Origin of the sequence: Mycobacterium intermedium, assembly GCF_002086275.1 — a bacterium.
Classification (GTDB): domain Bacteria; phylum Actinomycetota; class Actinomycetes; order Mycobacteriales; family Mycobacteriaceae; genus Mycobacterium; species Mycobacterium intermedium.
In genome coordinates, this window is the sequence record NZ_MVHT01000058.1 from 1 (window position 1) to 23,811 (window position 23,811).

General features: G+C 66.4%; 27 protein-coding genes and 1 pseudogene. 10 read left to right on the forward strand and 18 right to left on the reverse strand.

The window, feature by feature from the left end; all coding sequences use genetic code 11:
* Window positions 1-621 (reverse strand): PE family protein (locus BST27_RS19285; protein WP_139805244.1); only part of this gene is annotated, 621 nt, incomplete at its 3' end.
* A 519-nt stretch (window positions 622-1,140) separates the two neighbouring features.
* On the reverse strand, window positions 1,141-2,445 hold the full coding sequence (locus BST27_RS19290) for a mannosyltransferase (RefSeq protein ID WP_069419835.1): 1,305 nt from the start codon (window positions 2,443-2,445) through the stop codon (window positions 1,141-1,143).
* Between the two features lie 94 nt (window positions 2,446-2,539).
* Between BST27_RS19290 and BST27_RS19295 the strand changes: the two genes are divergently transcribed.
* Together BST27_RS19295 and BST27_RS19300 are read left to right on the forward strand one after the other, a co-directional pair.
* Window positions 2,540-3,265 (forward strand): hypothetical protein, encoded by a 726-nt coding sequence (locus tag BST27_RS19295; RefSeq protein ID WP_069419836.1) that lies wholly within the window; start codon window positions 2,540-2,542, stop codon window positions 3,263-3,265.
* A gap of 48 nt (window positions 3,266-3,313) precedes the next feature.
* The gene (locus BST27_RS19300) at window positions 3,314-4,336 is read left to right on the forward strand and encodes an Rv1157c family protein (protein WP_069419837.1); all 1,023 of its coding nucleotides are present in this window, start codon (window positions 3,314-3,316) and stop codon (window positions 4,334-4,336) included.
* 90 nt (window positions 4,337-4,426) lie between these two features.
* Here the strand turns inward: BST27_RS19300 and BST27_RS19305 are convergent, their stop codons facing one another.
* The 4 genes from BST27_RS19305 to BST27_RS19320 form a co-directional block, all read right to left on the reverse strand.
* On the reverse strand, window positions 4,427-4,573 hold the full coding sequence (locus BST27_RS19305) for a DUF1059 domain-containing protein (protein ID WP_069419838.1): 147 nt from the start codon (window positions 4,571-4,573) through the stop codon (window positions 4,427-4,429).
* Complete coding sequence (locus BST27_RS19310; RefSeq protein WP_069419839.1) at window positions 4,570-5,163, reverse strand: HhH-GPD-type base excision DNA repair protein; 594 nt, start codon at window positions 5,161-5,163, stop codon at window positions 4,570-4,572. The genes BST27_RS19305 and BST27_RS19310 overlap by 4 nt, the downstream gene beginning before the upstream one ends.
* A gap of 88 nt (window positions 5,164-5,251) precedes the next feature.
* On the reverse strand, window positions 5,252-5,437 hold the full coding sequence (locus BST27_RS19315) for a DUF5302 domain-containing protein (protein WP_069419840.1): 186 nt from the start codon (window positions 5,435-5,437) through the stop codon (window positions 5,252-5,254).
* An 18-nt stretch (window positions 5,438-5,455) separates the two neighbouring features.
* A complete protein-coding gene (locus tag BST27_RS19320) occupies window positions 5,456-5,899 on the reverse strand; it encodes a PPOX class F420-dependent oxidoreductase (RefSeq protein WP_069419841.1) in 444 nt (147 codons plus the stop codon).
* 42 nt (window positions 5,900-5,941) lie between these two features.
* Here BST27_RS19320 and BST27_RS19325 point away from each other — a divergent pair, with 42 nt between their 5' ends.
* Together BST27_RS19325 and BST27_RS19330 are read left to right on the forward strand one after the other, a co-directional pair.
* Window positions 5,942-6,484: a DUF1697 domain-containing protein gene (locus tag BST27_RS19325; protein WP_069419842.1), complete on the forward strand. Its 543-nt coding sequence runs from the start codon at window positions 5,942-5,944 to the stop codon at window positions 6,482-6,484.
* Entirely contained in the window at window positions 6,481-7,317 is an 837-nt protein-coding gene (locus tag BST27_RS19330; protein ID WP_069419843.1) for a class I SAM-dependent methyltransferase, read from the forward strand. The genes BST27_RS19325 and BST27_RS19330 overlap by 4 nt, the downstream gene beginning before the upstream one ends.
* Before the next feature lie 8 nt (window positions 7,318-7,325).
* Here BST27_RS19330 and BST27_RS19335 read toward each other — a convergent pair whose 3' ends face one another.
* Window positions 7,326-7,694 (reverse strand): Rv1152 family transcriptional regulator, encoded by a 369-nt coding sequence (locus BST27_RS19335; RefSeq protein WP_069419844.1) that lies wholly within the window; start codon window positions 7,692-7,694, stop codon window positions 7,326-7,328.
* Window positions 7,695-7,731: 37 nt separating this feature from the next.
* Between BST27_RS19335 and BST27_RS19340 the strand changes: the two genes are divergently transcribed.
* Window positions 7,732-8,445: an NAD-dependent deacylase gene (locus BST27_RS19340; protein WP_069419845.1), complete on the forward strand. Its 714-nt coding sequence runs from the start codon at window positions 7,732-7,734 to the stop codon at window positions 8,443-8,445.
* Window positions 8,446-8,464: 19 nt separating this feature from the next.
* On the opposite strand, the gene BST27_RS19345 is transcribed toward BST27_RS19340, so the two are convergent.
* From BST27_RS19345 to BST27_RS19355, 3 genes are read right to left on the reverse strand one after another with little or no spacing between them, the layout of a single operon-like run.
* Window positions 8,465-9,106, reverse strand: a complete 642-nt coding sequence (locus tag BST27_RS19345; RefSeq protein WP_069419846.1) for a class I SAM-dependent methyltransferase — start codon at window positions 9,104-9,106, stop codon at window positions 8,465-8,467.
* A complete protein-coding gene (locus BST27_RS19350) occupies window positions 9,103-9,822 on the reverse strand; it encodes a TetR/AcrR family transcriptional regulator (RefSeq protein ID WP_069419847.1) in 720 nt (239 codons plus the stop codon). Before BST27_RS19350 ends, BST27_RS19345 begins: the two co-directional genes overlap by 4 nt.
* Window positions 9,815-12,133, reverse strand: a complete 2,319-nt coding sequence (locus tag BST27_RS19355; protein WP_069419848.1) for an MMPL family transporter — start codon at window positions 12,131-12,133, stop codon at window positions 9,815-9,817. The genes BST27_RS19350 and BST27_RS19355 overlap by 8 nt, the downstream gene beginning before the upstream one ends.
* A gap of 253 nt (window positions 12,134-12,386) precedes the next feature.
* Here BST27_RS19355 and BST27_RS34555 point away from each other — a divergent pair, with 253 nt between their 5' ends.
* Complete coding sequence (locus BST27_RS34555) at window positions 12,387-12,518, forward strand: hypothetical protein (protein WP_139805246.1); 132 nt, start codon at window positions 12,387-12,389, stop codon at window positions 12,516-12,518.
* A 147-nt stretch (window positions 12,519-12,665) separates the two neighbouring features.
* Here BST27_RS34555 and BST27_RS19360 read toward each other — a convergent pair whose 3' ends face one another.
* Both BST27_RS19360 and BST27_RS19365 read right to left on the reverse strand, forming a co-directional pair.
* The gene (locus BST27_RS19360) at window positions 12,666-13,418 is read right to left on the reverse strand and encodes a 3-hydroxyacyl-CoA dehydrogenase (RefSeq protein ID WP_069419849.1); all 753 of its coding nucleotides are present in this window, start codon (window positions 13,416-13,418) and stop codon (window positions 12,666-12,668) included.
* 41 nt (window positions 13,419-13,459) lie between these two features.
* Entirely contained in the window at window positions 13,460-14,542 is a 1,083-nt protein-coding gene (locus BST27_RS19365) for a CaiB/BaiF CoA transferase family protein (protein WP_069419850.1), read from the reverse strand.
* A 474-nt stretch (window positions 14,543-15,016) separates the two neighbouring features.
* Here BST27_RS19365 and BST27_RS19380 point away from each other — a divergent pair, with 474 nt between their 5' ends.
* On the forward strand, window positions 15,017-15,817 hold the full coding sequence (locus BST27_RS19380) for an enoyl-CoA hydratase (RefSeq protein ID WP_069419851.1): 801 nt from the start codon (window positions 15,017-15,019) through the stop codon (window positions 15,815-15,817).
* Window positions 15,818-15,821: 4 nt separating this feature from the next.
* Here BST27_RS19380 and BST27_RS19385 read toward each other — a convergent pair whose 3' ends face one another.
* From BST27_RS19385 to BST27_RS19395, 3 genes are all read right to left on the reverse strand, one after another.
* The gene (locus BST27_RS19385; protein WP_069419852.1) at window positions 15,822-16,544 is read right to left on the reverse strand and encodes a CPBP family intramembrane glutamic endopeptidase; all 723 of its coding nucleotides are present in this window, start codon (window positions 16,542-16,544) and stop codon (window positions 15,822-15,824) included.
* The gene (locus tag BST27_RS19390; protein WP_069419853.1) at window positions 16,541-17,680 is read right to left on the reverse strand and encodes an NAD(P)H-binding protein; all 1,140 of its coding nucleotides are present in this window, start codon (window positions 17,678-17,680) and stop codon (window positions 16,541-16,543) included. Before BST27_RS19390 ends, BST27_RS19385 begins: the two co-directional genes overlap by 4 nt.
* A 105-nt stretch (window positions 17,681-17,785) precedes the next feature.
* Window positions 17,786-18,310 (reverse strand): gamma carbonic anhydrase family protein, encoded by a 525-nt coding sequence (locus tag BST27_RS19395; RefSeq protein WP_069419876.1) that lies wholly within the window; start codon window positions 18,308-18,310, stop codon window positions 17,786-17,788.
* 143 nt (window positions 18,311-18,453) lie between these two features.
* Here BST27_RS19395 and BST27_RS19400 point away from each other — a divergent pair, with 143 nt between their 5' ends.
* The 3 genes and pseudogenes from BST27_RS19400 to BST27_RS19410 all read left to right on the forward strand — a co-directional run.
* Entirely contained in the window at window positions 18,454-19,503 is a 1,050-nt protein-coding gene (locus tag BST27_RS19400) for a type III polyketide synthase (RefSeq protein WP_139805247.1), read from the forward strand.
* 18 nt (window positions 19,504-19,521) lie between these two features.
* Window positions 19,522-20,022 (forward strand): isoprenylcysteine carboxyl methyltransferase family protein, encoded by a 501-nt coding sequence (locus tag BST27_RS19405; RefSeq protein WP_069419877.1) that lies wholly within the window; start codon window positions 19,522-19,524, stop codon window positions 20,020-20,022.
* Window positions 20,019-20,942 (forward strand): annotated as a pseudogene (locus tag BST27_RS19410) (NAD(P)/FAD-dependent oxidoreductase); the annotation flags it as partial. The gene BST27_RS19405 and the pseudogene BST27_RS19410, both read left to right, overlap by 4 nt.
* 235 nt (window positions 20,943-21,177) lie before the next feature.
* Here the strand turns inward: BST27_RS19410 and BST27_RS35090 are convergent.
* The 3 genes from BST27_RS35090 to BST27_RS19425 form a co-directional block, all read right to left on the reverse strand.
* Complete coding sequence (locus BST27_RS35090) at window positions 21,178-21,345, reverse strand: excalibur calcium-binding domain-containing protein (RefSeq protein ID WP_079220034.1); 168 nt, start codon at window positions 21,343-21,345, stop codon at window positions 21,178-21,180.
* A gap of 390 nt (window positions 21,346-21,735) precedes the next feature.
* Complete coding sequence (locus BST27_RS19420) at window positions 21,736-22,539, reverse strand: crotonase/enoyl-CoA hydratase family protein (protein WP_069419857.1); 804 nt, start codon at window positions 22,537-22,539, stop codon at window positions 21,736-21,738.
* Window positions 22,536-23,684 carry a thiolase family protein gene (locus BST27_RS19425; RefSeq protein ID WP_069419858.1) on the reverse strand — a complete coding sequence of 383 codons (1,149 nt, stop codon included), beginning with the start codon at window positions 23,682-23,684 and terminating at the stop codon, window positions 22,536-22,538. Before BST27_RS19425 ends, BST27_RS19420 begins: the two co-directional genes overlap by 4 nt.
* Between the last annotated feature and the right edge of the window lie 127 nt (window positions 23,685-23,811).

Genomic DNA, 23,811 nt, shown 5'->3' on the forward strand with positions numbered 1-23,811 from the left:
TCCGCACCACGCCGTACAGCGAGGCCACGATCGCGGCGTGCCACAAGAAGGCGACGAGCCCGAATGGCAGCAGGTGCGGGTGGCTTCTTCGGCGGCTTTGGGGGCCCCGCCGGCCCCGCCGTTGCCGAACAACAGGCCGGAGTCACCCCCGGGCCCGCCGGCCTGGCCGGTCCCGCCCGAACCGCCGTTTCCGCCGTTGCCGATCAGGAAGCCGGCCGGCCCACCGGCTTGCCCGGTTCCCGGAGCGCCATCGGTTCCATTACCGATTAGCGGACGCCCGAACAATATGTTGGTGGGCAAATTGATCAGGTCGAGTATCGGCTGGAGAATTCCCGCGTTGGTGGCCTCGGCGGTCGAATACATCAAACCGCCCGTCGCCACCGCCCGCACGAAATTTTGATGGAACAGCGCCACCTGCCCGCTGACGGCCTGGTACTCAAGGGCATAGCCGCCGAACAGGGCCGAAATCGCCGCCGACACCTCGTCGGCTGCCGCGACCGCCAACGATGTCGTCGAGTTCGCCGCCGCCGCGTTCGCCGCCGTCACCGCGGATCCGATACTGGTCAAATCCTCTGCGGCCGTGGCCAATACCTGGGGCAAAGCGATCACATATGACGACATAGTTGCTCCCCTGAACTCACTAGTGCGGCCACCTCATTGTCATCCAGCAAAGCGTCGGAAAGTGGCGTGTTGGAGAAACTACATTCTCGGCGCCCAGCTACTCGTCGACCTTCGGTTGGACCTCGACCCCCACGCAAAGCCGGTGGGGAACCCGGTCGGATTTCATTCGTCGATCCCGTCGGCCGTTCGGCCCGTCACCCCAACGTGACGCTCGACGTCGACAGCCACCCCAACGTGACGCTCGGCGCGTCGCCACCGCACCAGCCCACCCGACACCGCCGGCCCGTCACGCCAACGTGACGCTCGACGTCGACAGCCACCCCAACGTGACGCTCGGCGCGTCGCCGCAAACGCAAACCCCCCGACACCATCGGCGTGTCACCCTGGCGTGACGCTCGGCGTCGACGGCCACACCAACGTGACGCTCGGCGCGTCGCCACCACACCAGCCCACCCGACACCAACGTCCGTCACCCCAACGTGACGCTCGGCGGGTCGTCATGGTGACGTCGGGCGGTGACTACTCGACTTCCGCCGGCGCATCTCGGCGCGTCCGCACATATTGGCCGGCGATCCAGCCCAACGTCGCCAGCGTCGCCACCACGTAGATCAGCCCCGCCCAGGCCAGATACCAGGGCCTGCCGATCTCCCAGATGGTCGGTTGCTGGAAGCTCAGCAGCCACGGCACGCCGACGACGGTCAATGCCAACCAGCCCCAGCCCAGGATTCGCGTGCCCAGCCGCTCGCGCATCGGGCCCTGCAGCAGCCACATGATCAACGGCACCAGCCACACCCAGTGGTGGGTCCAGGAGATCGGTGACGCCAATAACCCGAAGAGTTCGACCACCAGCAGCTTGCCCAGCCGATCCGACTCGTCGAGCGCTCGCCAAGCCAACACCGCCACGACGGCGGTGACCGCGAGCGCGGCCAGGACCAGCGGGCCCATGCCGGCGTCGTGACCCAGGATCCGGGAGATCGCGCCGCGCCAGGACTGGTTGAACGAGGTGCCGACCGGCCCGACCCGCCGCGCGTCCCCCAGCAAATCGGTGAAGTAGAAGCGCGCCTGCTCCCCCGCGATCAGCAGCGATACGCCGATGGTCCCCAGGAAGACGACGACCGAGAATGCGGCCGCAGCCCAGCGCCGCACGCCGAGAAAATAGACGACCGTGATCGCCGGCGTCAGTTTGATCCCGGCGGCCACACCGACGAGCAAACCCGACAACCACCATCTCGCGGTGTAGACGCCCCACAGCAACGCCAAGACCAGCATCACGTTGATCTGGCCGTAATCGAAGTTGCTGCGCAGCGGTTCGAGCCAGATGGCGATGGCCGTCCACAACATCGCAACACGCCGGCCCGCGCCTCCGTCGCCGATGCCCATCAACCGCTGGCTGATCCGCACCACGCCGTACAGCGAGGCCACGATCGCGGCGTGCCACAAGAAGGCGACGAGCCCGAATGGCAGCAGGTGCAGCGGGTAGAACACCACCGCGGCGAAGGGCGGGTAGGTGAACGGCAGCGGGAAATCCGGCGTCTGATCTGCGTAAACGTAGCTGTAGAGGGTGCCGGGATGGTTGAGTGCGGCGGCTCCACTCACGTACACGTGCAGGTCGACGAAGTTCGCCCCGCGCGGCGCGAGGTAGGTCAAGGCGAAACGCACGCCAACGCTCAGGGCCAGCAGTAATGGCCCCGCGCGAGCGATCCGTCTGGCCAGTGGTTGGCCCGGGGGTGCCGCCGGGGCGGCCGAGATGGTGTCTATTCGTCCGACTCTATCGAGGGCCGCGGATCCGGTCACTGTGACCACTCGTATGAATAACGATCCCATAAATGCCACACGTGTCACTTGAGTCACTTCTGTACCGCGATAGCTTCGGCATCAGGTCCTGTGGGGGACCTGTCATCGACAACCAGGGAGAGCCATGCCAACCACTTGGACCGTCGTACGAGCCGCCGCCATCCTTCTCGGTTCGTCCGCCGCACTATTGACGGGCGGTATCGCCCATGCAGATCCGGCACCGGCGCCGGCGCCCGACGTGAGCAACATTCCTCAGCAGCTGATCGCTACAGCCGCCAATGCACCGCAAATCCTGCAAAATTTCGCGACGGCGCTGGGCGCGACCCCGCCGCTGGCCACGCCGCGGGCACCCGACCCAGTACCCGCCGCGACCTCGTTGCTGCCAGGTTTGTCCCCGGCCGCACCGTCGACGCCCGCCGGCTCGCCCGCATCGGTCCCGTCGATTCCGGGAGTGAACACTCCGATCCCTGGCCTCACGGCCCCCATCGCTGCACCGGCAGCACCGGCACAAGCGCCCGCGAGCGTGCCATCCATTCCGGGTGTCAACACGCCGCTCCCGGCCCTCGCCGCGCCGGCTGCAGCCAACACCGCACCGCCGGCCGGGGTTCCGACCATCCCCGGGGTGAACACCCCACTTCCGGGGCTCACCGCGCCGGCGGCTCCGGCCGCGGCCACGGCGCCTGCAGCGGCGCTTCCCGGCATCGCATCGGCGCTGCCCGGTTTGGCCCAGGCGGCGCTGCCGGGCCTGACCAACGCAATTCCGGGATTGCCCGCGGCGGGTGCTCCCGGGGCGCCGGCCAACCCGGCCGCACCGGCTCCGCCGCAGACGCTGCTTGCGGCACTGCCCTGAGCCATCCATTCGACGACTGACCACTACAACCACCACCGGGAGAACACCGTGGCAAGCACTTGGCGTCTGTCCAAAGGTTTGGCCGCAGTCGTCGTCACTTCGGCTGCCGCGCTCGCTCTTAGTCCGAGCGCGGCAGCCGACCCGGCGACACCGCCGCCCAACCCCATCCAACAGCTACCGGGGCTTCCCGCGTTAGATCAGTTAAGCCCGATAATCCAGCAGGCGGCCACCAACCCCGGCCAAGCCACCCAGATGCTGATGGCCGCGGCTCAGGCGTTCACCCAACGCAATCCCACTGCTCCCGCCGAGGCCCAGAACGTCGCCAAATCGGTCGGCGAGTTCGTCGCGGAGCCGTCCGGCCCCAACGGCGTGGTCCCGACCGAGGGCGTTCCGCACGTGCCTCCGGCGGGGGTGCAGCCGGGCACTCTTTCGCACCTTCCGACGGGCATCGACCCCAATAACGCGGCTGGCCCGCCGCCCGCTGCCCCGCCGGCTCCGGAACCGCACCTTTCCTCGCAGCGCCCCGTGGACCCGGTGCGCGCCGAGGTTCCCGTCCGGCAGCCGGGCGCGGCCACGGCCGCTCCCCCGGCGGCGGCTCCGGCACCCGCGCCCGCTCCGGCTCCCGCGGCGGCCGCGTCCCCGGCACCGGGTTTCGGGCCGGACACACCCGTCACCCAGGACTTCATGTACCCGTCGATCGGCTCGAACTGCATTGCCGACGGCACCAACGCGTTCGCGACGGCGTTGTCGGTGGCCGGTCCGGCCCCCATTCCCGCGCCCGGTCCCGGACCGGGTCAGACCGCCTACGTGTTCACCGCCGTCGGCACCCCGGGGCCGGCCGATGTGCAGAAACTGCCCCTCAACGTGACCTGGATAAACCTGACCACCGGCAAGTCCGGGAGTGCGACGCTCAAGCCGCGCCCCGACATCAACCCGGACGGGCCGACGACGCTGACCGCGATCGTCGACACCGGATCGGGCAGCATCATGTCGACGATCTTCGGGCAGGTCACCACCAAGGAACGGCAGTGCCAGTTCATGCCGACGATCGGCTCGACGGTGGTGCCGTAGAACTTTCGGCCGCGAGGGTGCGCAAATGTACGTCGTACACGGCGTGTCGCTGTACAAACACGCGCGCTCGCGGGTACTGGGGGGGCTAGGTCAGTAGGCCATGAACAAGATTGCGTCGCGGTCGTATTCGAGACCCGGGTGAACAGCGGCCAAGTGAGCCTGCGTCAGCTCGACCAGTTCATCCTCGTCCTTGCCGACGATGGCCTCGCCGCACGGACACGTGATGTGCGTCTTCATTTGGCCGCCTTTCCTTTAGCTTTCTCAGAGGCCTGAGCTTTCATCTGCTTTTTATAGGAACGCACTCGCCCCAGGGATTCGGCATCGACGATATCGGCGACGGACAGGTAACTGCCCGATTTCCCGTAGTCGCCGGCGGCGGCTTGCCAGCCCGGCGGCCGCACGCCGTACTGCTTGCCCAGCAAAGCCAGAAAGATCTTCGCCTTCTGCTCGCCGAAGCCGGGCAGCCCCTTGAGCCGCTTCAGCAGTTCTTTCCCGTCGGGGTCACCGGCCTGCCACACCGCTGCCGCGTCGCCGTTGTACCGGTCCACGATGATCTGCGCCAGGGCCTGGATGCGCTTGGCCATCGAGCCCGGAAAGCGGTGTATCGCAGGCCTTTCCGAGCACAGCGCGGCGAACTTCTCGGGGTCGTAGTCGGCGATCTCGGCGGCGTCGAAGCTACCCATCCGATCAGCGATCTTCTTCGGCCCGGCGAAAGCCACTTCTAGGGGAATCTGCTGATCCAAGAGCATCCCGGTCAGCAGCGCGAACGGGTTTTCGGCTAGCAGTTGATCGGCCTCGGGTTCTTGCGCGAGGCAGAGCTGACTCATGGTCGAACTCTAGCTCTCACCCGCTCGGCCGCTTAGCGCAGCCCGCGGTCCCGAGAGCTCAGCGCCCCAAAACGGCTCGCCGCCAACGCTACCCGCCGCTCTTGCGCCGGAATTCGCGGCGATTCCCCTCCGGCCCGTGGCCGTGCGGTCCGTGCGACTTCTTGTCACTGCCGTCTTTGTGGTCCGAGCCGCCGGACGACTTGGCCAGCTTGCGGTCGAGCGCCTCGCGAAACTTGCGCTTGGTCTCGTCGGCCGGGGATTCCGATTCAGGCATATCAGCAGCCTAACCCGGTTACCGCTTACCTGGTGGCAAGCCGTAGACGTGCGTGATCGGCATCGTCATGAGCACCCGGCGGTCGGTGACCATCGCCTCCCGGAACTCATCCCAGTCTGGATGTTCACCAGCGATGTTGCGATACAAGGTAATCAGTCCCTCGACGGTGTCGTCGTCGGGAGCCGCGGCCGGCGGCGTGAGCTCCGCCGTACCTTCCGCCACGGCGTACGACCAGCCGTCGTCGGCATCGACGAGCAGCGACGCCCGCGGGTCACGACGCAGGTTGCGGGTCTTGGCCCGCGGCTCGGTGATCGACACCTGGATCACCAGGCGACGCGGGTCAAAGTAATAGGAAACATTGGACAGCTGGGGTCGCCCGTCACGCTTGATGGTGGCCAAAACCCCGAGAGAGTTCCCACTGATCACGGCCAGCAGCTTGTCGTCGAAGACTTGGCGTCCCATGCCGAAAGCCTACGTCTCGACCCGGACTGGTGGAATTGGACCATGACTCGATCCGAGGCGACCGAATTCGCGGCCTTCCTGCGCGGCGTCAACGTCGGCGGCGTCAACCTCAAGATGGCCGACGTGGCCGCCGCGTTGACCGACGCCGGCTTCACTGCCGTCCGCACCATCCTGGCCACCGGCAACATCCTCCTCGAATCGAGCTCATCAGTCGCGACGGTACGAAAGAAGGCCGAAGCCGCCCTGCGCGAACGGTTCGGCTACGACGCGTGGGTGTTGGCCTACCCGGTCGAGACGGTCCGCGAGATCGTCGCGGCGTACCCCTTTGAGCGCGAGGTCGAGGGCTACCAGTCCTACGTGACCTTCGTTGCCGACGCCGATGTCCTCGACGAACTGGCCGCGCTGACCGCCGGCCCGGACGAGCGGATCAGCGCCGGCGAGGGAGTCATCTACTGGCAGGTGCCCAAGGGCAGCACCCTGGACAGCACCATCGGGCAGACAATGGGCAAGAAGCGTTACAAGTCCTCGACCACGACCCGCAATCTGCGGACCCTCGAAAAGGTGCTGAACAAGGTGTTGCCATGACCCCTCCCGAAGACTCGTCGCGAGCAAAGGTCACCCTGGCCGGAGTCTCCGAAACGGCGCTGCTGACGCTGAATTCCCGGGCCACCGAAGCGCGCCGGCCCGATTCACTGATCGATGATCCGATGGCGGTCAGGTTGGTCGACTCGATCCAGTTCGACTTCGCCAAGTTCGGACGCACCGGCCAGGACATCGCGCTGCGGGCACGCGCTTTCGACATCCAAACGCAGCTCTACCTGCGCCAGCACCCGTCGGCGACCGTGGTGGCCCTGGCCGAGGGTCTGCAGACCAGCTTCTGGCGTTTGGACGCGGCGATCCCAGACGGCCAGTTCCGTTGGCTCACAGTCGATCTACCACCGATCATCGATATCCGCGCACAGCTGCTGCCGACGGACCCGCGAATTTCGGTGTGCGCCCAGTCGGCGTTGGACTACAGCTGGATGGACTCGGTCGACCAGTCCGACGGCGTGTTCATCACCGCCGAGGGGCTGCTGATGTATCTGCAACCCGAGCAGTCCATGGATCTGATCGCGCAATGTGCCAAGAATTTCCCGGGTGGCCAAATGCTCTTCGACCTGCCGCCCCGCTGGTTCTCGATCTGGAGCCGGCTTGGTATGCGGACGTCGTTGCGCTACAAGGTGCCGCAGATGCCGTTCAGCATGTCCGTCGGCGAGGCCGCAGACCTGGTGAACAAGGTGCCCGGTGTCCGCGCGGTTCGCGACATTCACCTGCCGCCGGGCCGCGGCGCGCTACTCAACGCCGCCATGTCCACCGTCTACAGGATGACGGTCTTCGATTCGCTACGCCCGGTGCTGACCCTGCTCGAATTCGGCTGACCGTTCGGTTATCCGTCGTCGTTGACGGCCAGTAGGTAGCGCATGGCGTCTTCCTTGGTGAGCCCCAGCGCCTTGGCGACCTCCACGTACTCCTTGGCCGCGGCGGCCATCGCCGCGTCGGTCGGGTCGAAGCGGGAGATGAAAGTGCCGAAACGACCCCGCGTTTCGATGATCGCCGCCGACTCGAGCTCCCGGTAGGCGCGGGCCACCGTATTGGCCGCGACCCCCAGCTGGCCCGCCAAATCACGCACCGTCGGCAACCGCGTGCCGGGCGGCAACTGGCCGGCCCGGACCCCCTCGATCACTTGAGTCCTGAGCTGGTCGAATAGCGGCTTGCCCGCCTTGACGTCAACCCGCAGTAAATCTCGCAGCTCCACATCCCCAGTATTCATCACGCACGACTATGTTTGTGGGATGCGAGTGGCGGTGCTGAGCGGCGCGGGCATCTCCGCGGAGAGCGGGGTGCCGACGTTTCGCGATGACAAGAACGGCTTGTGGGCCCGTTTCGACCCATACGAGCTGTCCAGTGTGCAGGGTTGGGAACGCAACCCCGAGCGCGTGTGGGGCTGGTATCTGTGGCGCCACTACCTCGTCGGAACGGTCGAACCCAACGCCGGCCACCGAGCGATCGCCGACTGGCAGAAGGACGCCGACGTCACCGTCGTCACCCAGAATGTCGACGACCTACACGAGCGCGCGGGCAGCTCTCCCGTGCACCATCTCCATGGCAGCTTGTTCGAATTCCGTTGTGCGCATTGCAATAAGCCCTTTCACGAGGAGCTGCCGGCGATGACGGAGCCGGCCATCGAAGTGGAACCTCCGGTCTGCCATTGTGGCGGCCTGATCCGGCCGGACATCGTGTGGTTCGGCGAGTCGTTGCCTCAGGGACCCTGGCGGCACGCGGTTGACGCGATGGAGTCCGCCGACGTGGTCGTCGTCGTGGGGACGTCGGCGATCGTGTATCCGGCGGCCGGGTTGCCCGAGATGGCCTTGGCGCGGGGCACCGCCGTGGTCGAGGTGAATCCCGAGCCGACACCGTTGACCCCATATGTCACGCTCAGCATCCGCGAGTCGGCGAGTCGCGCCTTGCCCGGCCTGTTGGAGCGGTTGCCGACGTTGCTGAAGTAGTCGGGTCGGCTGCCAAGTCTCAGGCGGCCTTGCGCGCGCGGCCGAGCGCCAATTCGGACACCGGCAACGGCGCCCACACCGGCAGCGTCCATTCCCGCCGGGCTTCGGCCACTTCGAAGCCGGCGCCGATTATCGCGCGCTCGGTATCGCGGTGGGTGTGGCAGTTGCCCAGCATCCTGGGCCAGAAAGTGGCGTCGACGAGCCGCTGGAATCGTCCCCGGCCACCGGCACTGGCCACGTGTTCGAGATACCGCAGTTCCCCGCCCGGGCGAAGCAGTGAGTGCAGGCGCCGCAGCACTGCGTCTTGGTCGTGCACCGAACACAGCACCAGCGAGCAGACGACGGCGTCGAACTGTTCCCCGTCGCTGAACGCTTCGACCGTCTCGGCCGTGACCGCGACCGGAATCGCCGCGCCGGATGCCGCATCACGTGCGATGGCCGCCAGCCGTGGTTCCGGCTCCACTGCGACGACCTGCTCGACGGACTCCGGATAGTAGGCGAAATTGGCCCCGGTACCGGCGCCGACTTCCAGCACTCGGCCAGACAGGCCGGCCAGGTTCTCGCGGCGCAAGGCCTTCACCGCCTTGGCTTCGTGAGCGACGAAGACGGACCAGAATCGGGCGAAAAACGGGTGGTGGACTTCCGATGCCGCGGCGGTCATGCCGGTCGCTCCTCGCTTGGTGAATGGCAGGATTGATGAGCCAACGCCCAGTCGGTGAGTTCACGGAACGTCGCCCCGGTCCCGACCAGGCCAGCGACCATGTGGCCGCAGATGACGGCCCCGAACACGCGGTCGGCAAACGCCTCGACGTCGCCGAACGGCAGGTGCGGCTTGGAGATGAACATCGCCGCGATCCCGTGCGAAACGCACCACAGTTCCAGGGCAATCGTCGTCGCGTCGTCGCTGCGGTAGACGCCTTGATCCATCAGCGTCTGCACCGAGGCGCGCATGTGCTTGAACGCCGAACTGTGCAGGGCGATGTCGACATGGCGTCCGGACCGAAACTCACCCATGGTGGCGAGGCGGTACAGCTCAGGGGTCTGAAGGGCGAACCGCACGTACGCCATACCCTGCGCGCGCAGCACGTCGACCGTCGGCGGCTGCCCGATGGCCGCCTGCTCCATGGCTTCGTCGAGCCTGTCCAGGAAGCGGGCACACACCGCGTCAAGTAGCGACTCTTTGTCTTCGAAATGCAGGTAGATGGACGGCGGCGTGACGCCGACGCGCTGGGCAACCGACCGGATCGACACGGCCTTGGCCTGCCCCGTTTCCAGCAGCAGCTCGGTTGCCGCGTCGAGGATTTGCTGCCGGAGCAGATCGCCGGACCCACGGCGAGCGCGAGACCGGCGAATACCCTCCGTAGAAACGTCAACCATCGCGGCTCACGGTGGCGGCTATCGGCTCTTCATCCCGCGGGTCCGCGCCGGCATCGGACTGATCGAGAGCACCCGCCTCACTGATGCCGAACCGTTCGTGCAACCACACCAACGGCTTGGGCGCCCACCAGTTCCACCGGCCCATGACGTGCATGAACGCGGGCACCAGGACCATCCGCACCAGCGTGGCGTCGGCAATGACGGCAAGCGTCAGGCCGAGGCCGAACATGCGCATGAACGACACGTGCGCGGCGATCAGTGCGGCGAACGACATCGACATCACCAACGCGGCAGCGGTGATGACCCGGCCGGTCCGCGCAACGCCGAGCGCCACGCTCTCGTCGTTGGCGGCGTGCGCCTCGGCTGGGGTCGGCTTGGCCGGACGAGCGGCTCCCGAGGTCAGCCAGTACTCGCGGATCCGCGAGACCAGGAACACCTCGTAGTCCATGGACAGCCCAAAAGCGATGCAGAACAACAACACTGGCATGTTAGCGACGAGTGTCCCGCTGGGCGTCGTCCCCAGCGCACCGAGATGACCGTCCTGGAAGATCCACACCAGCGCCCCGAACGCCGCGGTCAAAGACAGCACGTTCAGCACCAACGCCTTGGCCGGCAACACCACGCTGCCGGTGAGCAGGAACAGCAGTATGAAGGTGATGACGGCCATCAGGCCCAGCACCAACGGAAGCCGATGGGTAACCGCATCGACGCTGTCGCGGTTGACTTGCGCGACGCCGGCCATTTGGACCGCGCGGCCCCCGGGCCCGGCGACCTGGTGCAGACGCTTGAGCTGGGCGTCGGAGGCATCCGAAAACAGCGGCGCGGCGCTGCTCACGGTCACGAACGCGCTGCCGTCGGCCAGGCCCGTCGGCGCAGTCGGCGGCCCCTTGCGCTCCCCGCTCACGAACGTCCCGCTGGGAGCGCTGACGGCCGACACGTCGGGAATGCGCGAGAGCGCCGCGGCGTAGGCGTCGAGGTCCGCCGGGTTCAGTCCCCGGGCATCGGGGATCACGATGGGCACTGCGGTCGCGGAATCGTGCTCGAAGTTGGTGCGCAGTTCGTCGCCGACTTGGTGGGCCGACTTCGAATGCGGGAGCACCCTGTCGTCAGGGAAACCCCACTTGACCGAAAAGAACGGCAACCCGAGCAGGATCAGCAACGCGACCACGGCCCCACCGAGGGGCAGCCAGCGGCGCATCACGAACTTGCTCGACCGGTACCAGAACAGCTGCTCGACGGGCTTGTGCACCGGCTCGGGGCGGCCCAGGACCCGACGGATCAGGCGGCGCACGTCCAGTGCGTCCAGCCGGTTGCCGAGCAGCACGATCGCCGCCGGAGTGATCACGATGGACGCGGTCGCAACAAAGGCCACGGTGGCCACGCCGGCATAGGCGAACGACTTGAGGAAGTACATCGGGAACAGCGCCGTCGCTGACATCGACAAGGCGACCGTGACCGCGGAGAACAACACCGTGCGACCGGACGTCGCCATCGTCCGGATCAGCGCCTCGTCGCGGTCGACGCCCTCGGCCAGCTCGTCGCGATAGCGGCTGACGATCAGCAATGTGTAGTCGATGGCCAACGCCAGGCCCAACGCGGTGCTCAGGTTGAGCGCGAAAATCGACACCTCGGTGGTGAAGGTGACCAACCGCAGCACCGTCATCGAGCCGACCACGGCCAGCGCGCCCAGCGCCATGGGCAACGCCGCGGCCAGCAACCCGCCGAAGACCCAGACCAACACCAGGAAACTGAACGGGATGGCGATCATCTCCATGACCAGGAGGTCGTCCTGGTTCTGGCTGTTGATCTGGGCGTACTCCACCGCCGGGCCGCCGGCGCGTACCGTGACGCCGTCACGGTCGTGAACGATGTCGTCGGTCAGCGTTTGGGCGTTCTTCTGCGCGTCGTTCTCGCCGCCCTTGAGGTTGACCACGATCAACCCCGACTTGCCGTCGCGGCTGGTCAACTCAGCCGCGGCCGTGGGGTCGGTCCACGGCGAAGTGGCGTTGTACACCAGCGGGGATCGCTGCAGCTCGTTGACCAGGTCGGTGCCCACCTTGCGGGCCTGATTGCTGTTGACGCCGTCCGGTGCCGTCACCAGCACGAGCATCTTCTGGCCGCTCTGGCCGAACTTCTTGGTCAAGACTTGGATCGCGCGCGCCGACTCAGAGTTCGGATCTTGGAAGCCACCCGGCGACAGGCTCTTGGCGACGGGGATGCCGAAGATCGCGGCGCCTACGAAAACTAAGAGCGCGACGGCGATGATTCGTCGCGGGAACGCAATAGCCAATCGAGCTATCCACTGAAGCATGTGCGTCCCTCCACCGCAGGCGCGATCCCCCCGGATGGACACGCACCGTATCCGCGATAACTTATCAACGCTAACTGACAGGCGTCAAACAACATTGCCTTGATGACGGATGCAGTTCAAAAACGGTTCAACGCTGACGTGAAGTGGGTATACTTGCGCCGCCTCGACGCAACCTACCCGTCGGTAAGAATTGCCATCATTTTCCGAATCGTGACTCAAGGAATCCTTAACCGCGACTCCTACGCTCAGTGTCATGTGGATCGACGACACCAGTGCCGATGTCATCAAGGCTGACTTCGAGGCTCTCTACCACGGCGACATGCTCGTGGAGGGCGAGACCTCGGAGCAGTTCGAAGAGTGGGCTCCGCTGCCCACCGCGAGCTAAGGACGATCATGGGCGTAATTGCACGGCTTCTCATGGCCGAACCGGACATCACTCGGTGGTTCCGTCGATAACCGACTCCGTGTCGTACAGATAAGCCCCCCGCTAGGTGCGGGGGGCTTTTCCGTCTGCAGTGCTATTGCGCCTGGCTTACCGCGGTGCCATGCGGATGGCGCCGTCGAGGCGGATCACCTCGCCGTTGAGCATCGGGTTTTCGACGATGTGCACCGCCAGCGCGCCGTACTCGTCCGGGTCACCCAGGCGGGCCGGGTGCGGAACCTGCTTGCCCAGCGACTTCTGCGCCTCCTCGGGCAGCGAACCCAGCAGCGGCGTCTTGAACAATCCCGGCGCGATGGTGACCACCCGAATGAGCTCACGGGAAAGGTCCCGCGCGATCGGCAGCGTCATGCCAACCACGCCGCCCTTGGAAGCCGAATAGGCGGCCTGGCCGATCTGGCCGTCGAAGGCGGCAACCGAGGCGGTGTTGATGATGACGCCCCGCTCTTCACCGATCGGCTCGGTCTTGGCGATCCGCTCGGCGGCGAGGCGAAGCACGTTGAACGTGCCGATCAGGTTGACCTCGACCACCTTCCGGAACCCTTTGAGCGGGAACGGCCCGTCCTTGCCCAGCGTCTTGATGGCGTTGCCGATGCCGGCGCAGTTGACGTTGATGCGCACCGGACCCAGGGACTCGGCGAGATCCAGCGCCTTGGCGACGCCGTCCTCATCGGTGACGTCGGTCTGCGCGAACTTTGCGCGCTCTCCGAGTTCGGCGACCGCCTCCTCACCCTTGAGGTCGATCACCACCACTTGTGCTCCGGCGTCCAACAGCCGCTTGGTGGTGGCCAGGCCCAGACCTGAGGCACCTCCGGTGACGACTGCGACGGCGTCCCTGATCTCCACGTGTATATCCCTCCGTTAGCCAACCTACTGGTTGGTTGGGACTATACCCAGTCGTTGAGAATGGCTTCGATGTCCCCTACTTCCTGCGCCGGGCGGGGTGTGCCCGGCGAGGTGCGCGAGAAACGGGGGGCGGGCATCGGCTGCAACCCACCATTGACTTCGTAGAAGGTGTTCCGCTCGGTGATGTGCGGCTCCGTCTGCACTTCGCCGAACGCCAGCACCGGCGTCACGCATGCGTCGGAATCGGCGAACACCTTGGCCCAGTGGTCGCGGTCGTGGGCGGCGAACGCCTCGGTGAGCACCGCCCGCAGTTCGGGCCAACGGGTGACGTCGTTCTGCGGGGGCAGACTGGCGGCGTCCAGTCCCAGCCCTTCGATCATCGCGGCGTAGAACTGCGGCTCGATCGCGCCGACCGCAACATAGCGGCCGTCGGCGCACTCGTAGGTGTCGTAATAGGGCGCGCCGCCGTCGAGCATGTTGGTGCCGCGCACATCGGTCCACAGGCCAGCGGACCGCATCTGCCACATCATCTGCACCAACACGCTGGACCCGTCGACCATCGCGGCGTCGACCACCTGTCCCTTGCCCGAGGTCTGCCGCTCCCACAGTGCCGACAGAATGCCTAGCAGCAGGAACATCGAGCCGCCGCCGAAGTCGCCGACCAGGTTCAGCGGCGGCACCGGCCGCTCGTTGACCCGGCCGATGGCGTGCAGGATGCCGTTGATCGAGATGTAGTTGATGTCGTGGCCGGCTTGCTGGCTACGCGGCCCGGTCTGGCCCCAGCCGGTCATCCGCGCGTAGATCAGCCTGTCGTTCACCTTGGCGCAGTCTTCCGGCCCTAGGCCGAGGCGCTCGGTGACGCCGGGGCGGTAGCCCTCGATCAGCACGTCGGCCTTGGCGACGAGCTTGAGTACCAGTTCTCGGCCCGTTTGGGACTTCAGGTCCGCGGTCACCACGCGCCGGTTGCGGTTCATGGCGTCCTTGACCACGCCACCCGGGGACCCGGAGGGACGGTCGACGCGCACCACGTCGGCGCCGAGATCGCCGAGGATCATCGCCGCGTGGGGGCCCGGCCCAATTCCGGACAGTTCGACAACACGCAACCCGCTGAGTGGTCCCGACATGACTAATGACCCTTTCGTCTACTTTGACGTCCTATGCATCTTGGCAGCCGCCCCCAAGCGGGCGTGGCTGAGGGTGGCGATCGCGAGCGCGGCGGAGCCGGGCGAAGCGGGTCGCCACCATCCAGCCCCGTGGCGATCGCGAGCGCGGCGGAGCCGGGCGAAGCGGGTCGCCACCATCCAGCCCCGTGGCGATCGCGAGCGCGGCGGAGCCGGGCGAAGCGGGTCGCCACCATCCAGCCCCGTGGCGATCGCGAGCGCGGCGGAGCCGGGCGAAGCGGGTCGCCACCATCCAGCCCCGTGGCGATCGCGAGCGCGGCGGAGCCGGGCGAAGCGGGTCGCCACCATCCAGCCCCGTGGCGATCGCGAGCGCGGCGGAGCCGGGCGAAGCGGGTCGCCACCATCCAGACCCGTGGCGATCGCGAGCGCGGCGGAGCCGGGCGAAGCGGGTCGCCGCCATCCAAATAGGGTGGGGCCATGCTGGATTCGCTAACGCCCGTCGACGGGCTGCAAGTCGCACTGAACGACGGCGTGCTTTCGCTGACGATCGACCGCCCCGAGAGCCTGAATTCGCTCACGGCGCCCCTGCTGGAGGGCATGGCCGACGCGCTGGAAAGGTCGGTCACCGATCCGCGGGTCAAGTTGGTGCGCATCGGCGGTGCCGGTCGCGGCTTCTGCTCCGGCGCCGGCATGAGCGCCGACGACGTCGGTGACGGCAATTCGGGCGTTGACACCATCACCGAGATCAACCGCACGATCCGAATCATCACCGCGCTGCCTCATCCGGTGGTGGCCGTCGTGCACGGCCCGGCAGCCGGTGTCGGTGTTTCGCTGGCCTTGGCCTGCGATCTCGTATTGGCTTCGGACAAAGCGTTTTTCATGCTCGCGTTCACCAAGATCGGGCTGATGCTCGACGGCGGTGCATCGGCCTTGGTGGCCGCCGCGGTCGGCCGGATCCGGGCGATGCGGATGGCGTTGCTGCCCGAGCGACTGCCCGCCGCCGAAGCCCTGTCCTACGGTCTGGTCAGTGCGGTGTACCCGGCCGACGACTTCGAGACCGAGGTGGACGCGGTCATCGCCAGGTTGCTTGCCGGTCCCTCGGTGGCGTTCGCCAAGACCAAAGAGGCGATCAACGCCGCTACGCTGACCGAGTTGGAGCCCACCCTCGAGCGTGAGTTCGACGGCCAAGTGGGCTTGCTGGGGTCACACGACTTCATCGAGGGCGCAACGGCTTTCCAGCAGCGCCGCTCCCCCGTCTTCACCGACTCGGTGAACTAGGCCACTAGATCCCGAATAGCCGGGGCAGCACCAGCACCATGATCAGGCCCCACATGAAGTGGGTCAGCATCGGCGCCAGCACTCCACCGGTGGCCCGGCGTTCCAACGCGCACACGGTCCCCAGAATGATCGCGGCGAAGCCGAGCATCGGGTTGCCGCTGGCCAGGGTGGCGGCGATGTACAAGACGGTCGAAATGATCACCGGATAGTGCCGGCCCAATGCGGTGTAGAGCGCTCCCCGGAAGAACACCTCTTCGGCCAGGCCGTTGATCAGTGTGAGCGCTACGACCAGGGCAAACGATCCCTGGTTGGCGTACTTCAGCACGTGGGTGATGTATTCGGCGATGACCGGGATCTCGCGGGCGATGAGCCCACCCAACACGAAGACACCACCCAACAGCAGACCGGCGGTGGTGCCGGTGATGACCGGCCGCTGGTTGCGTCCCCGCCAGCAGATGCCACCCAGATGCAGCGGGCCGGACAGGAATCCGCCGACGAACCACACCGCAGCCAGCAACAGCGTCAGCCAATAGAAGCTTGAGTCACCGGCTTCGACCCGCAGCGAAAAGCCCAGTACGACAGCGCCGACGACCAGCGTGATGACGACCACGATGCGTCGGCGCAGCACGACGGCGGGCGGTTCATGGTGGGGCACAGCAACATTGGTAATCGCACGACGAACCTCTTCAAGCACGCTGGCTCGGTGGGGTTTCGCGGCTTGAGTCATACCGTGAGTGCCTTCGGTTTCAACGTGAGCAGGATGTCCAAACTGGTCCGCAGCGCGCCGGCCAGGGGGCCGGGCACCAGATTCACCAGACCAAGGGTAGGCCGTGCGAATGACGGGGTCACCGCGTGGGCAAGGCGCCGGATACGCAGAGCGTCACCGCCCGCCCAGACCGGGTCGGTGTCTGCGAGGTGATGGGGGTCCGCCAGCTCATTAACCGGCAGTGGCTTGTGCGGCGCCAACGCCAGCGCGATGGCGTCGTCGACCTCCAGCAAACCGCCGGGCGGGTCGGGTACGTGGCCTTGCAGGCCGTGACCGGAGGCCCGCATCGGGTGATCCAGCGATTCGACCAGATCGCCGGACAGACCCTGGGGCACCGGCAGCGCTAACGCGGCGAACAGCGAAGCCACCGCAGTATCGACGCGGGGCACCCGGACACTCGCGTGCCACCGCCCGGAGATGCGGGCATAGCGTTTCAGCAAGTCGCGATACGACGTGCGGTCCGGACCGCTGATGTCGTAGGCGCCCGCGGGAACCAGCTCGGGGTCCGCGGCGGCGACCAGGTAGTGCAGCACATCGCGGATGGAGATCGGGTCGAGCGGATTGTGCATCCAGTCCGGCATGGGCATGAAGGGGAACCGGTCGGCGACGTAGCGCAGCATCTCGAATGACGTCGAGCCCGCGCCGATGATCAGTGCCGCACCCAACCACACCAGCTCGGGACCGCCCTCGACGGTAAGGGCTTCGGCGACTTCGGCGCGGCTGGCCAGGTGTTCGGACAGCACTTGGTCTTCGGGCACGAAGCCGCCCAGGTAGACGATGCGGCGCACGCCCGCTTCCTTTGCCGCGGCCGCGACGTTGGCCGCTGCGGCGTTGTCGGCTTCGCGGAAGTTCGCCTGTCCGATGCCGTGGACCAGGTAATACACGACATCGATGGGACCTTCAGCCGAGAACGCCGCGCGCACCGATTCGGCATCGCCCGCATCGAGACGCACCGGGATGACTTCGGAGTACCAACCAAATTGCTTGAGACGATCCGGGTTGCGGGTCGCGGTTACCACCTCGTGGTTTTCCGCTAGCAACGCCGTGACCAGCCGTGACCCTATGTATCCGGTGGCACCAGTCACCAGAATTCGCATGTTTCCAACCTATCCGTTGACGATTCGAAGCCTCGAAGGCTCGCGGCGAAGACACGCCCCTCGGCTGTCTGATACCCCGAACCGCCGCCAACGGAACCGAAGCGGCTAGCCGGTCGAAGCGCGGTGCAGGTCGAGCGAGCGCCGATACAGTTCCGCGTTGTGCTGATTGTTGGCCACTTCGGAGGCGCTGAGTTCGCGGCGGACCCGGCCGGGCACCCCGGTCACCAACGAGCGGGCGGGCACCACCATCCCCTGCGGAATCAGAGCGCCGGCGGCGACCAGTGCTCCGGCCCCGATGATCGCGCCGTTGAGGACCACCGCTCCGGCGCCGATCAACGCGTCGTCTTCGATGGTGCAGCCATGCACGACGGCGTTGTGCCCGACGCTGACCCCGGCCCCGATACGCACCGGGAATTCCTTGTCGACGTGGATCGTGACGCCGTCCTGGATGTTGCTGCCGAAGCCGACTTCGATCATCTCCGCCTCGGCGCGCAAGGTCGCGCCGTACCAGACGCTGACCCTGGCCGCGAGACTGACCTGCCCGATCACGCTGGCGTTGGGCGCCACCCAGGCTTCGGCGTGCAGTTGGGGCGTGTGCCCTCGGATGGAGACGATCAACGGCGCGGACATGCCGGCCATCGTAAGTGTGCGCAGGTCAATGTCCATAGCTTCCGGGCACTGAACCTATCCGGCGCCAGTAACGTGACTCCTACATGAGCACCATGCCAGGGGGAGAATCCGAACGTCTCGGTGGGCGGGCACCGACGACCACTATGTCTAGGCATCCGTCGATAGCCGGTGTGGCCGTGCAGTTTCCACGCCACCGGCACAGCCAGGAGCAGGCCATCGAGGCATTGACCGACTTTGCCGGTCCGGACTTTCGCCGCTTCGCGCTGAGCAGCGGAGTACGGGCGCGCCATACCGCATTGCCGCTTTCGCGCTATAGCCAGTTGGGCGGATTCACCGAAGCCAACGACGCTTTCGTCGACATCGCCCTGGACCTGGGCGAGCAAGCGCTCAAATCGGCACTGCACGAGGCCAATATCAAACCGTCGGAAGTCGACATCGTTTTCTCGACGACGGTCACCGGGCTTTCCGTGCCGACCCTGGAAGCGCGACTGGCCACCCGGGTAGGCCTGCGCCAGGACGTCAAGCGCGTACCGCTGTTCGGCCTGGGTTGCGTCGCCGGAGCCGCCGGGGTGGCGCGCATGCATGACTACCTGCTCGCGTTTCCCGACGAGGTGGGCGTTCTGCTGGCCGTGGAACTGTGCTCGCTGACCATTCAGCGCGAAGACCACTCGGTGGCAAACCTGGTGGCGTCCAGCCTGTTTGGCGATGGTGCGGCCGCCGTCGTCACCAAGGGGGCGCAGCGCGCCGGGTCCGGGTCGCGCGGTCCGCGGGTATTGGCGACCCGCAGCCGCATCTACCCGAACACCGAAGAAGTCATGGGCTGGCGTATCGGCAGCGACGGTTTTCGCATCGTCCTGTCGGTCGATGTGGCAACCGTCACCGAGAAGTACCTCGGCGGGGACGTCCGGCGATTCCTCGCCGACCACGACCTGACTACCGATGACATCACGACGTGGGTGTGCCACCCCGGCGGACCCCGGGTGATCGAGGCCGTCGAAAACATCCTGCAGCTACCGCCCGAGGCACTGACTCATACCCGAGATTCATTGCGCGACAACGGCAATCTCTCGTCCGTGTCGGTTCTGGATGTGTTGCGCGCCACCATGACAGATCCGCCACCGCCCGGCTCGCTCGGCATGATGATCGCGATGGGGCCGGCTTTCTGCTCGGAGTTGGTGCTCCTGCAATGGTAGGTGCATGGTAGAACGATGATTTATTACCTGCTGATCCTCGCGGTCGTCATCGAGCGCGTTGCGGAGTTGGTGGTAGCCCGACGCAACGCGCGTTGGTCTTTTGACCAGGGGGGCAAGGAATTTGGGCAACGGCACTACGTGGTCATGGTTGCCCTGCACACAGCGTTACTGCTCGGCTGCCTCATCGAGCCATGGGCGCTGCACAGACCGTTCATCCCGTGGTTGGGTTGGCCCATGGTCGCCATCCTGGTGCTGAGCCAGGCTCTGCGCTGGTGGTGCATCAAGTCACTGGGCAAGCGGTGGAATACTCGGGTCATTGTGTTACCCGATGAGCAGTTGGTACAAAAGGGCCCGTACCGCTTTATGCACCATCCGAATTATGTCGCGGTAGTGGCCGAAGGGTTCGCATTGCCACTGGTGCATACGGCGTGGTTGACGGCGCTGCTTTTCAGCGTCGCCAATGCGATCCTGCTGAGCGTGCGCGTGCGGGTGGAGAACGTCGCGCTGGGTTATCGATGACGACCTACGACACCGACCTGTTGGTTGTCGGGGGTGGTCCGGGAGGACTCGCGACGGCGTTGCAGGCCCGCAGCCAAGGGCTTTCGGTGATCGTGGCCGAACCCCGCGAGAGTCCTGTCGACAAAGCGTGCGGTGAGGGCCTGATGCCCGGCGGGCTCGCCGAATTGCTTTCGCTCGGTGTAGACCCGGTTGGCGTGCCGTTTCGCGGAATCGCCTACGTCAACGAGCATCGCCGGGCCGAGGCTCGGTTTCGCACCGGACCCGGCCGCGGGGTGCGACGCACCACGCTGCATGCGGCGCTGACGGCCCGCGCCAAAGAGCAAGACACCGAATGGATCCGGACCCGGGTGACCGCCGTCGAACAGGATGCGCACGGTGTGACGGCCGCCGGGGTGCGCGCGAAGTGGTTGGTCGGGGCCGACGGATTGCATTCGCCGGTCCGGCGTGCGGTAGGGATCGCGGCGACGACGGGTACGCCGCGCCGCCACGGCGTGCGGTGGCATTACCGCGTGCCGGTGTGGTCTGAATTCGTCGAGGTGCATTGGTCCCGTTGGGGTGAGGCTTATGTGACGCCCGTGGAGCCGGATCTGGTTGGGGTGGCGGTCTTGTCCCGTCAGAAACCCGAAATCGATTGGTTCCCAACGCTGCGTCCTTACCTGGACGGCGCCAGCCGCGGGCAGGCTCGGGGGTGCGGACCGTTGCGACAGGTGGTTTCGCGACGCGTGGCCGGGCGGGTGCTGTTGGTCGGCGACGCGGCCGGCTACGAGGACGCCCTGACCGGCGAAGGCATCAGCCTTGCCGTCAAGCAGGCTGCGGCGGCGGTCCGCGCCATTGTCGACGACGCGCCGGAGTCGTATGAGGCTGCCTGGCACCGAGTTACCCGTGACTACCGGCTGCTCACTCGCGGGTTGGTGCTCGCCAGGATGTTCACGCCCCAGCGGAACAGCGGGGGCAGCGACGCGCACGCCGGCACGATGGCGCGGGAAGCAGGCTTTCTGCCCGCCTTTGAGCGACAACTCTCTGAGCCAACGGAACCTGTTCTGCCGTCAGGAATTCTGCCGCTCGGCGACATCCAGCATTCGCCTTTCGATCCGGCGCGGACTGATATTGAAGAGCCTTCCGAATCCGACTGATCATCGCCGCAGCAAGGAGAAGCTACTTCTCGCAGGCCACGCCATCCCCGTCCCGGTCCAGCGCCGGGTGGTAGGCGTCGTCGCCCCGCGGGATGTTGGCCCTGCCGTCTGCCCAGGCTTCGGAGCAGTTCTTGTACTTGCGATGTGTGGTGGTCACAGCCGGGGTGGTGGTCGGCCGGTTGAGGTGCACGTTGTCCCAGTCGACGTCGAGAGCTCTGAGAATGACGACAAGAATGACGATCACGACGAAGACGACAATCTGAACGACAACCTGCCGCTGGGTGGGAGTGAGCTCAAAAGGTTTATCCCGCACAGGCAATGCCGTCCTCGTCAGGGTGTCCTTGCGACGCCGAACATGCCCATGCCGAGGAGGCCAATGATCGCGGCCACGGCAGCTAGAAGAACACGGGTCTGCATCTCACACCTCCTTGCGGTTGTGTGAGATTGCGACGAGTCCGACTGCTCCGAGTCGAATTCGGGAAAGAATGTCTGGCTCAGATCCGCAGCTCCTCTGACGAGCGTTTAGTGCTCGACGCCGGCGACCCGCCCGCGCCCGGCTATGCCGCGCTTGCGATCGCCACTAGCGCGCCTTCCAGACGGGCTCGCGCTTCTCCGCGAACGCCAACGGCCCTTCCTTGGCGTCCTCGGACCTGAGCAGCACCGCCATCTCCTTCATGGTGCGGTCCCAGCCCGGTTCGTCGCCGGTGATGACGCCGTCGTCAACGCCGTACGCGATGCGCTTGCTGGCCTGCACCGACAACGGCGCGTTAGCGGTAATCCGCGCGGCCAGCGCGAGTGCGGCGTCCAGCACGGTGCCCTGCGCGACCACCTGGTTGATCAGGCCCCACTTGAGGGCGTCGGACGCCGACAGCGGCTCTCCGGTCATCAGCAGCTCCATCGCCACTTTGCGGGGCAGCTGATCCACGATCCGGAAGACCCCGCCCGCGGCGGCGATCAAGCCCCGCTTGACCTCGGGCAACCCGAATTGAGCGCGCTCGTCGGCCACCACCAGGTCGCTGGCCAGCGCCAGTTCGGTGCCGCCACCCAGCGCAGTGCCGTTGACCGCCGCGATGGTGGGCTTGTCGATGAAGTGGTGCACGTACCCGGCGAAACCCCATTCGGGGTGGTCCGGGTGATAAATGTTCTCCCGCCGCGAGATCGCCTTGAGGTCGGCACCGGCGCAGAACGACTTGTCGCCGGAACCGGTGATGACGACCGCCCGTACGTCGGGGTCGCGCTGGGCTTCGTCCAGCGCGTCCCCGACGCCGATGCTGACGGCACCGTTGACCGCGTTGCGGGCTTCCGGCCGGTTGATCGTGATGATCGACACGTTCCCCTGACGCTCGACGAGCGCTCCGGGCCGGCCGTCACCGGCTACGGTCACAGCAGCTCCAGAATGGTGGCGTTGGCCTGGCCGCCGCCCTCGCACATGGTCTGCAGGCCGTACTGAATTCCCTTGTCCCGCATGTGGTACAGCAGCGTGGTCATGATCCGGGCACCGGAGCCACCAAGCGGGTGCCCCAGGGCGATCGCGCCACCGTTGGGGTTGAGCCTCTTCTCGTCGGCGCCGATGTCCTTGAGCCAGGCCAGCGGAACCGGGGCGAACGCCTCGTTGACCTCGTACGCGCCGATGTCACCGATCGACAGGCCGGAACGCTTGAGCGCCTTCTGAGTGGCCGGAATCGGGGCGGTGAGCATGATCACCGGGTCGGCGCCCGCCAGGACGGCGGTGTGCACCCTGGCGATCGGCTTCATGCCCAGTTCCTTGGCCTTTTCGGCGGACATGAACAGCAGGGCGGCCGAGCCGTCGGAAATCTGCGAGGAGTTGCCGGCGTGAATCACGCCGTCTTCCTTGAACGCCGGCTTCAGCGAGGCCATCTTCTCGATCGGAGTGCCACGGCGGATGCCCTCGTCCTTGAGCACGACGTTGCCGTCCTGGTCCTTGATCCCGACGATCTGGTCGTCGAACGCACCGGAATCCTGTGCGGCCGCGGCCTTTTCGTGAGATTCCAGGGAGAACTGGTCGAGGTCGAGGCGGGAGAAGCCCCACTGCTCGGCGATCATCTCAGCCCCGATGCCCTGGTTGGGGATCTGGCCGTTGTAGCGGTTGAGGAAGGCCTCGGAGTAAGGCCGCCCGCCGTTGGCCAGCGACGCACCCATCGGGGTCCGCGACATCGACTCGACGCCGCCGGCGACCACCACGTCGTAGTGACCGGCCACTACGCCGGCCGCGGCGAAGTGCACGGACTGCTGGCTCGAACCGCACTGGCGGTCCACGGTCACGCCGGGCACGCTCTCCGGCCAGCCCGCCGTCAGCAGCGCGGTGCGGCCGATGTCGAGGGCCTGCTCACCGGCCTGCATCACGCAGCCCCAGATGACGTCGTCGACGAGCTCGGGATCAATGCCGGCCTTCTCGACCAAACCATTGAGCACCTGCGCCGACAGGTCGGCCGCGTGGATACCGGAAAGACCGCCGTTGCGCTTGCCGACTGGGGAGCGCACTGCCTCGACGATGACGGCTTCAGCCATGAGAATGTCTCCTTTGACACGTGTTGTTAGTCGATTGTCGACCAAAGGGGTCTGCGGCCCGGTAGCGGGGTCGGTTTTACTTAGAGCTCCTATTAATAAAGCAGGAGTTTGTTCGGTGGGGGTAATC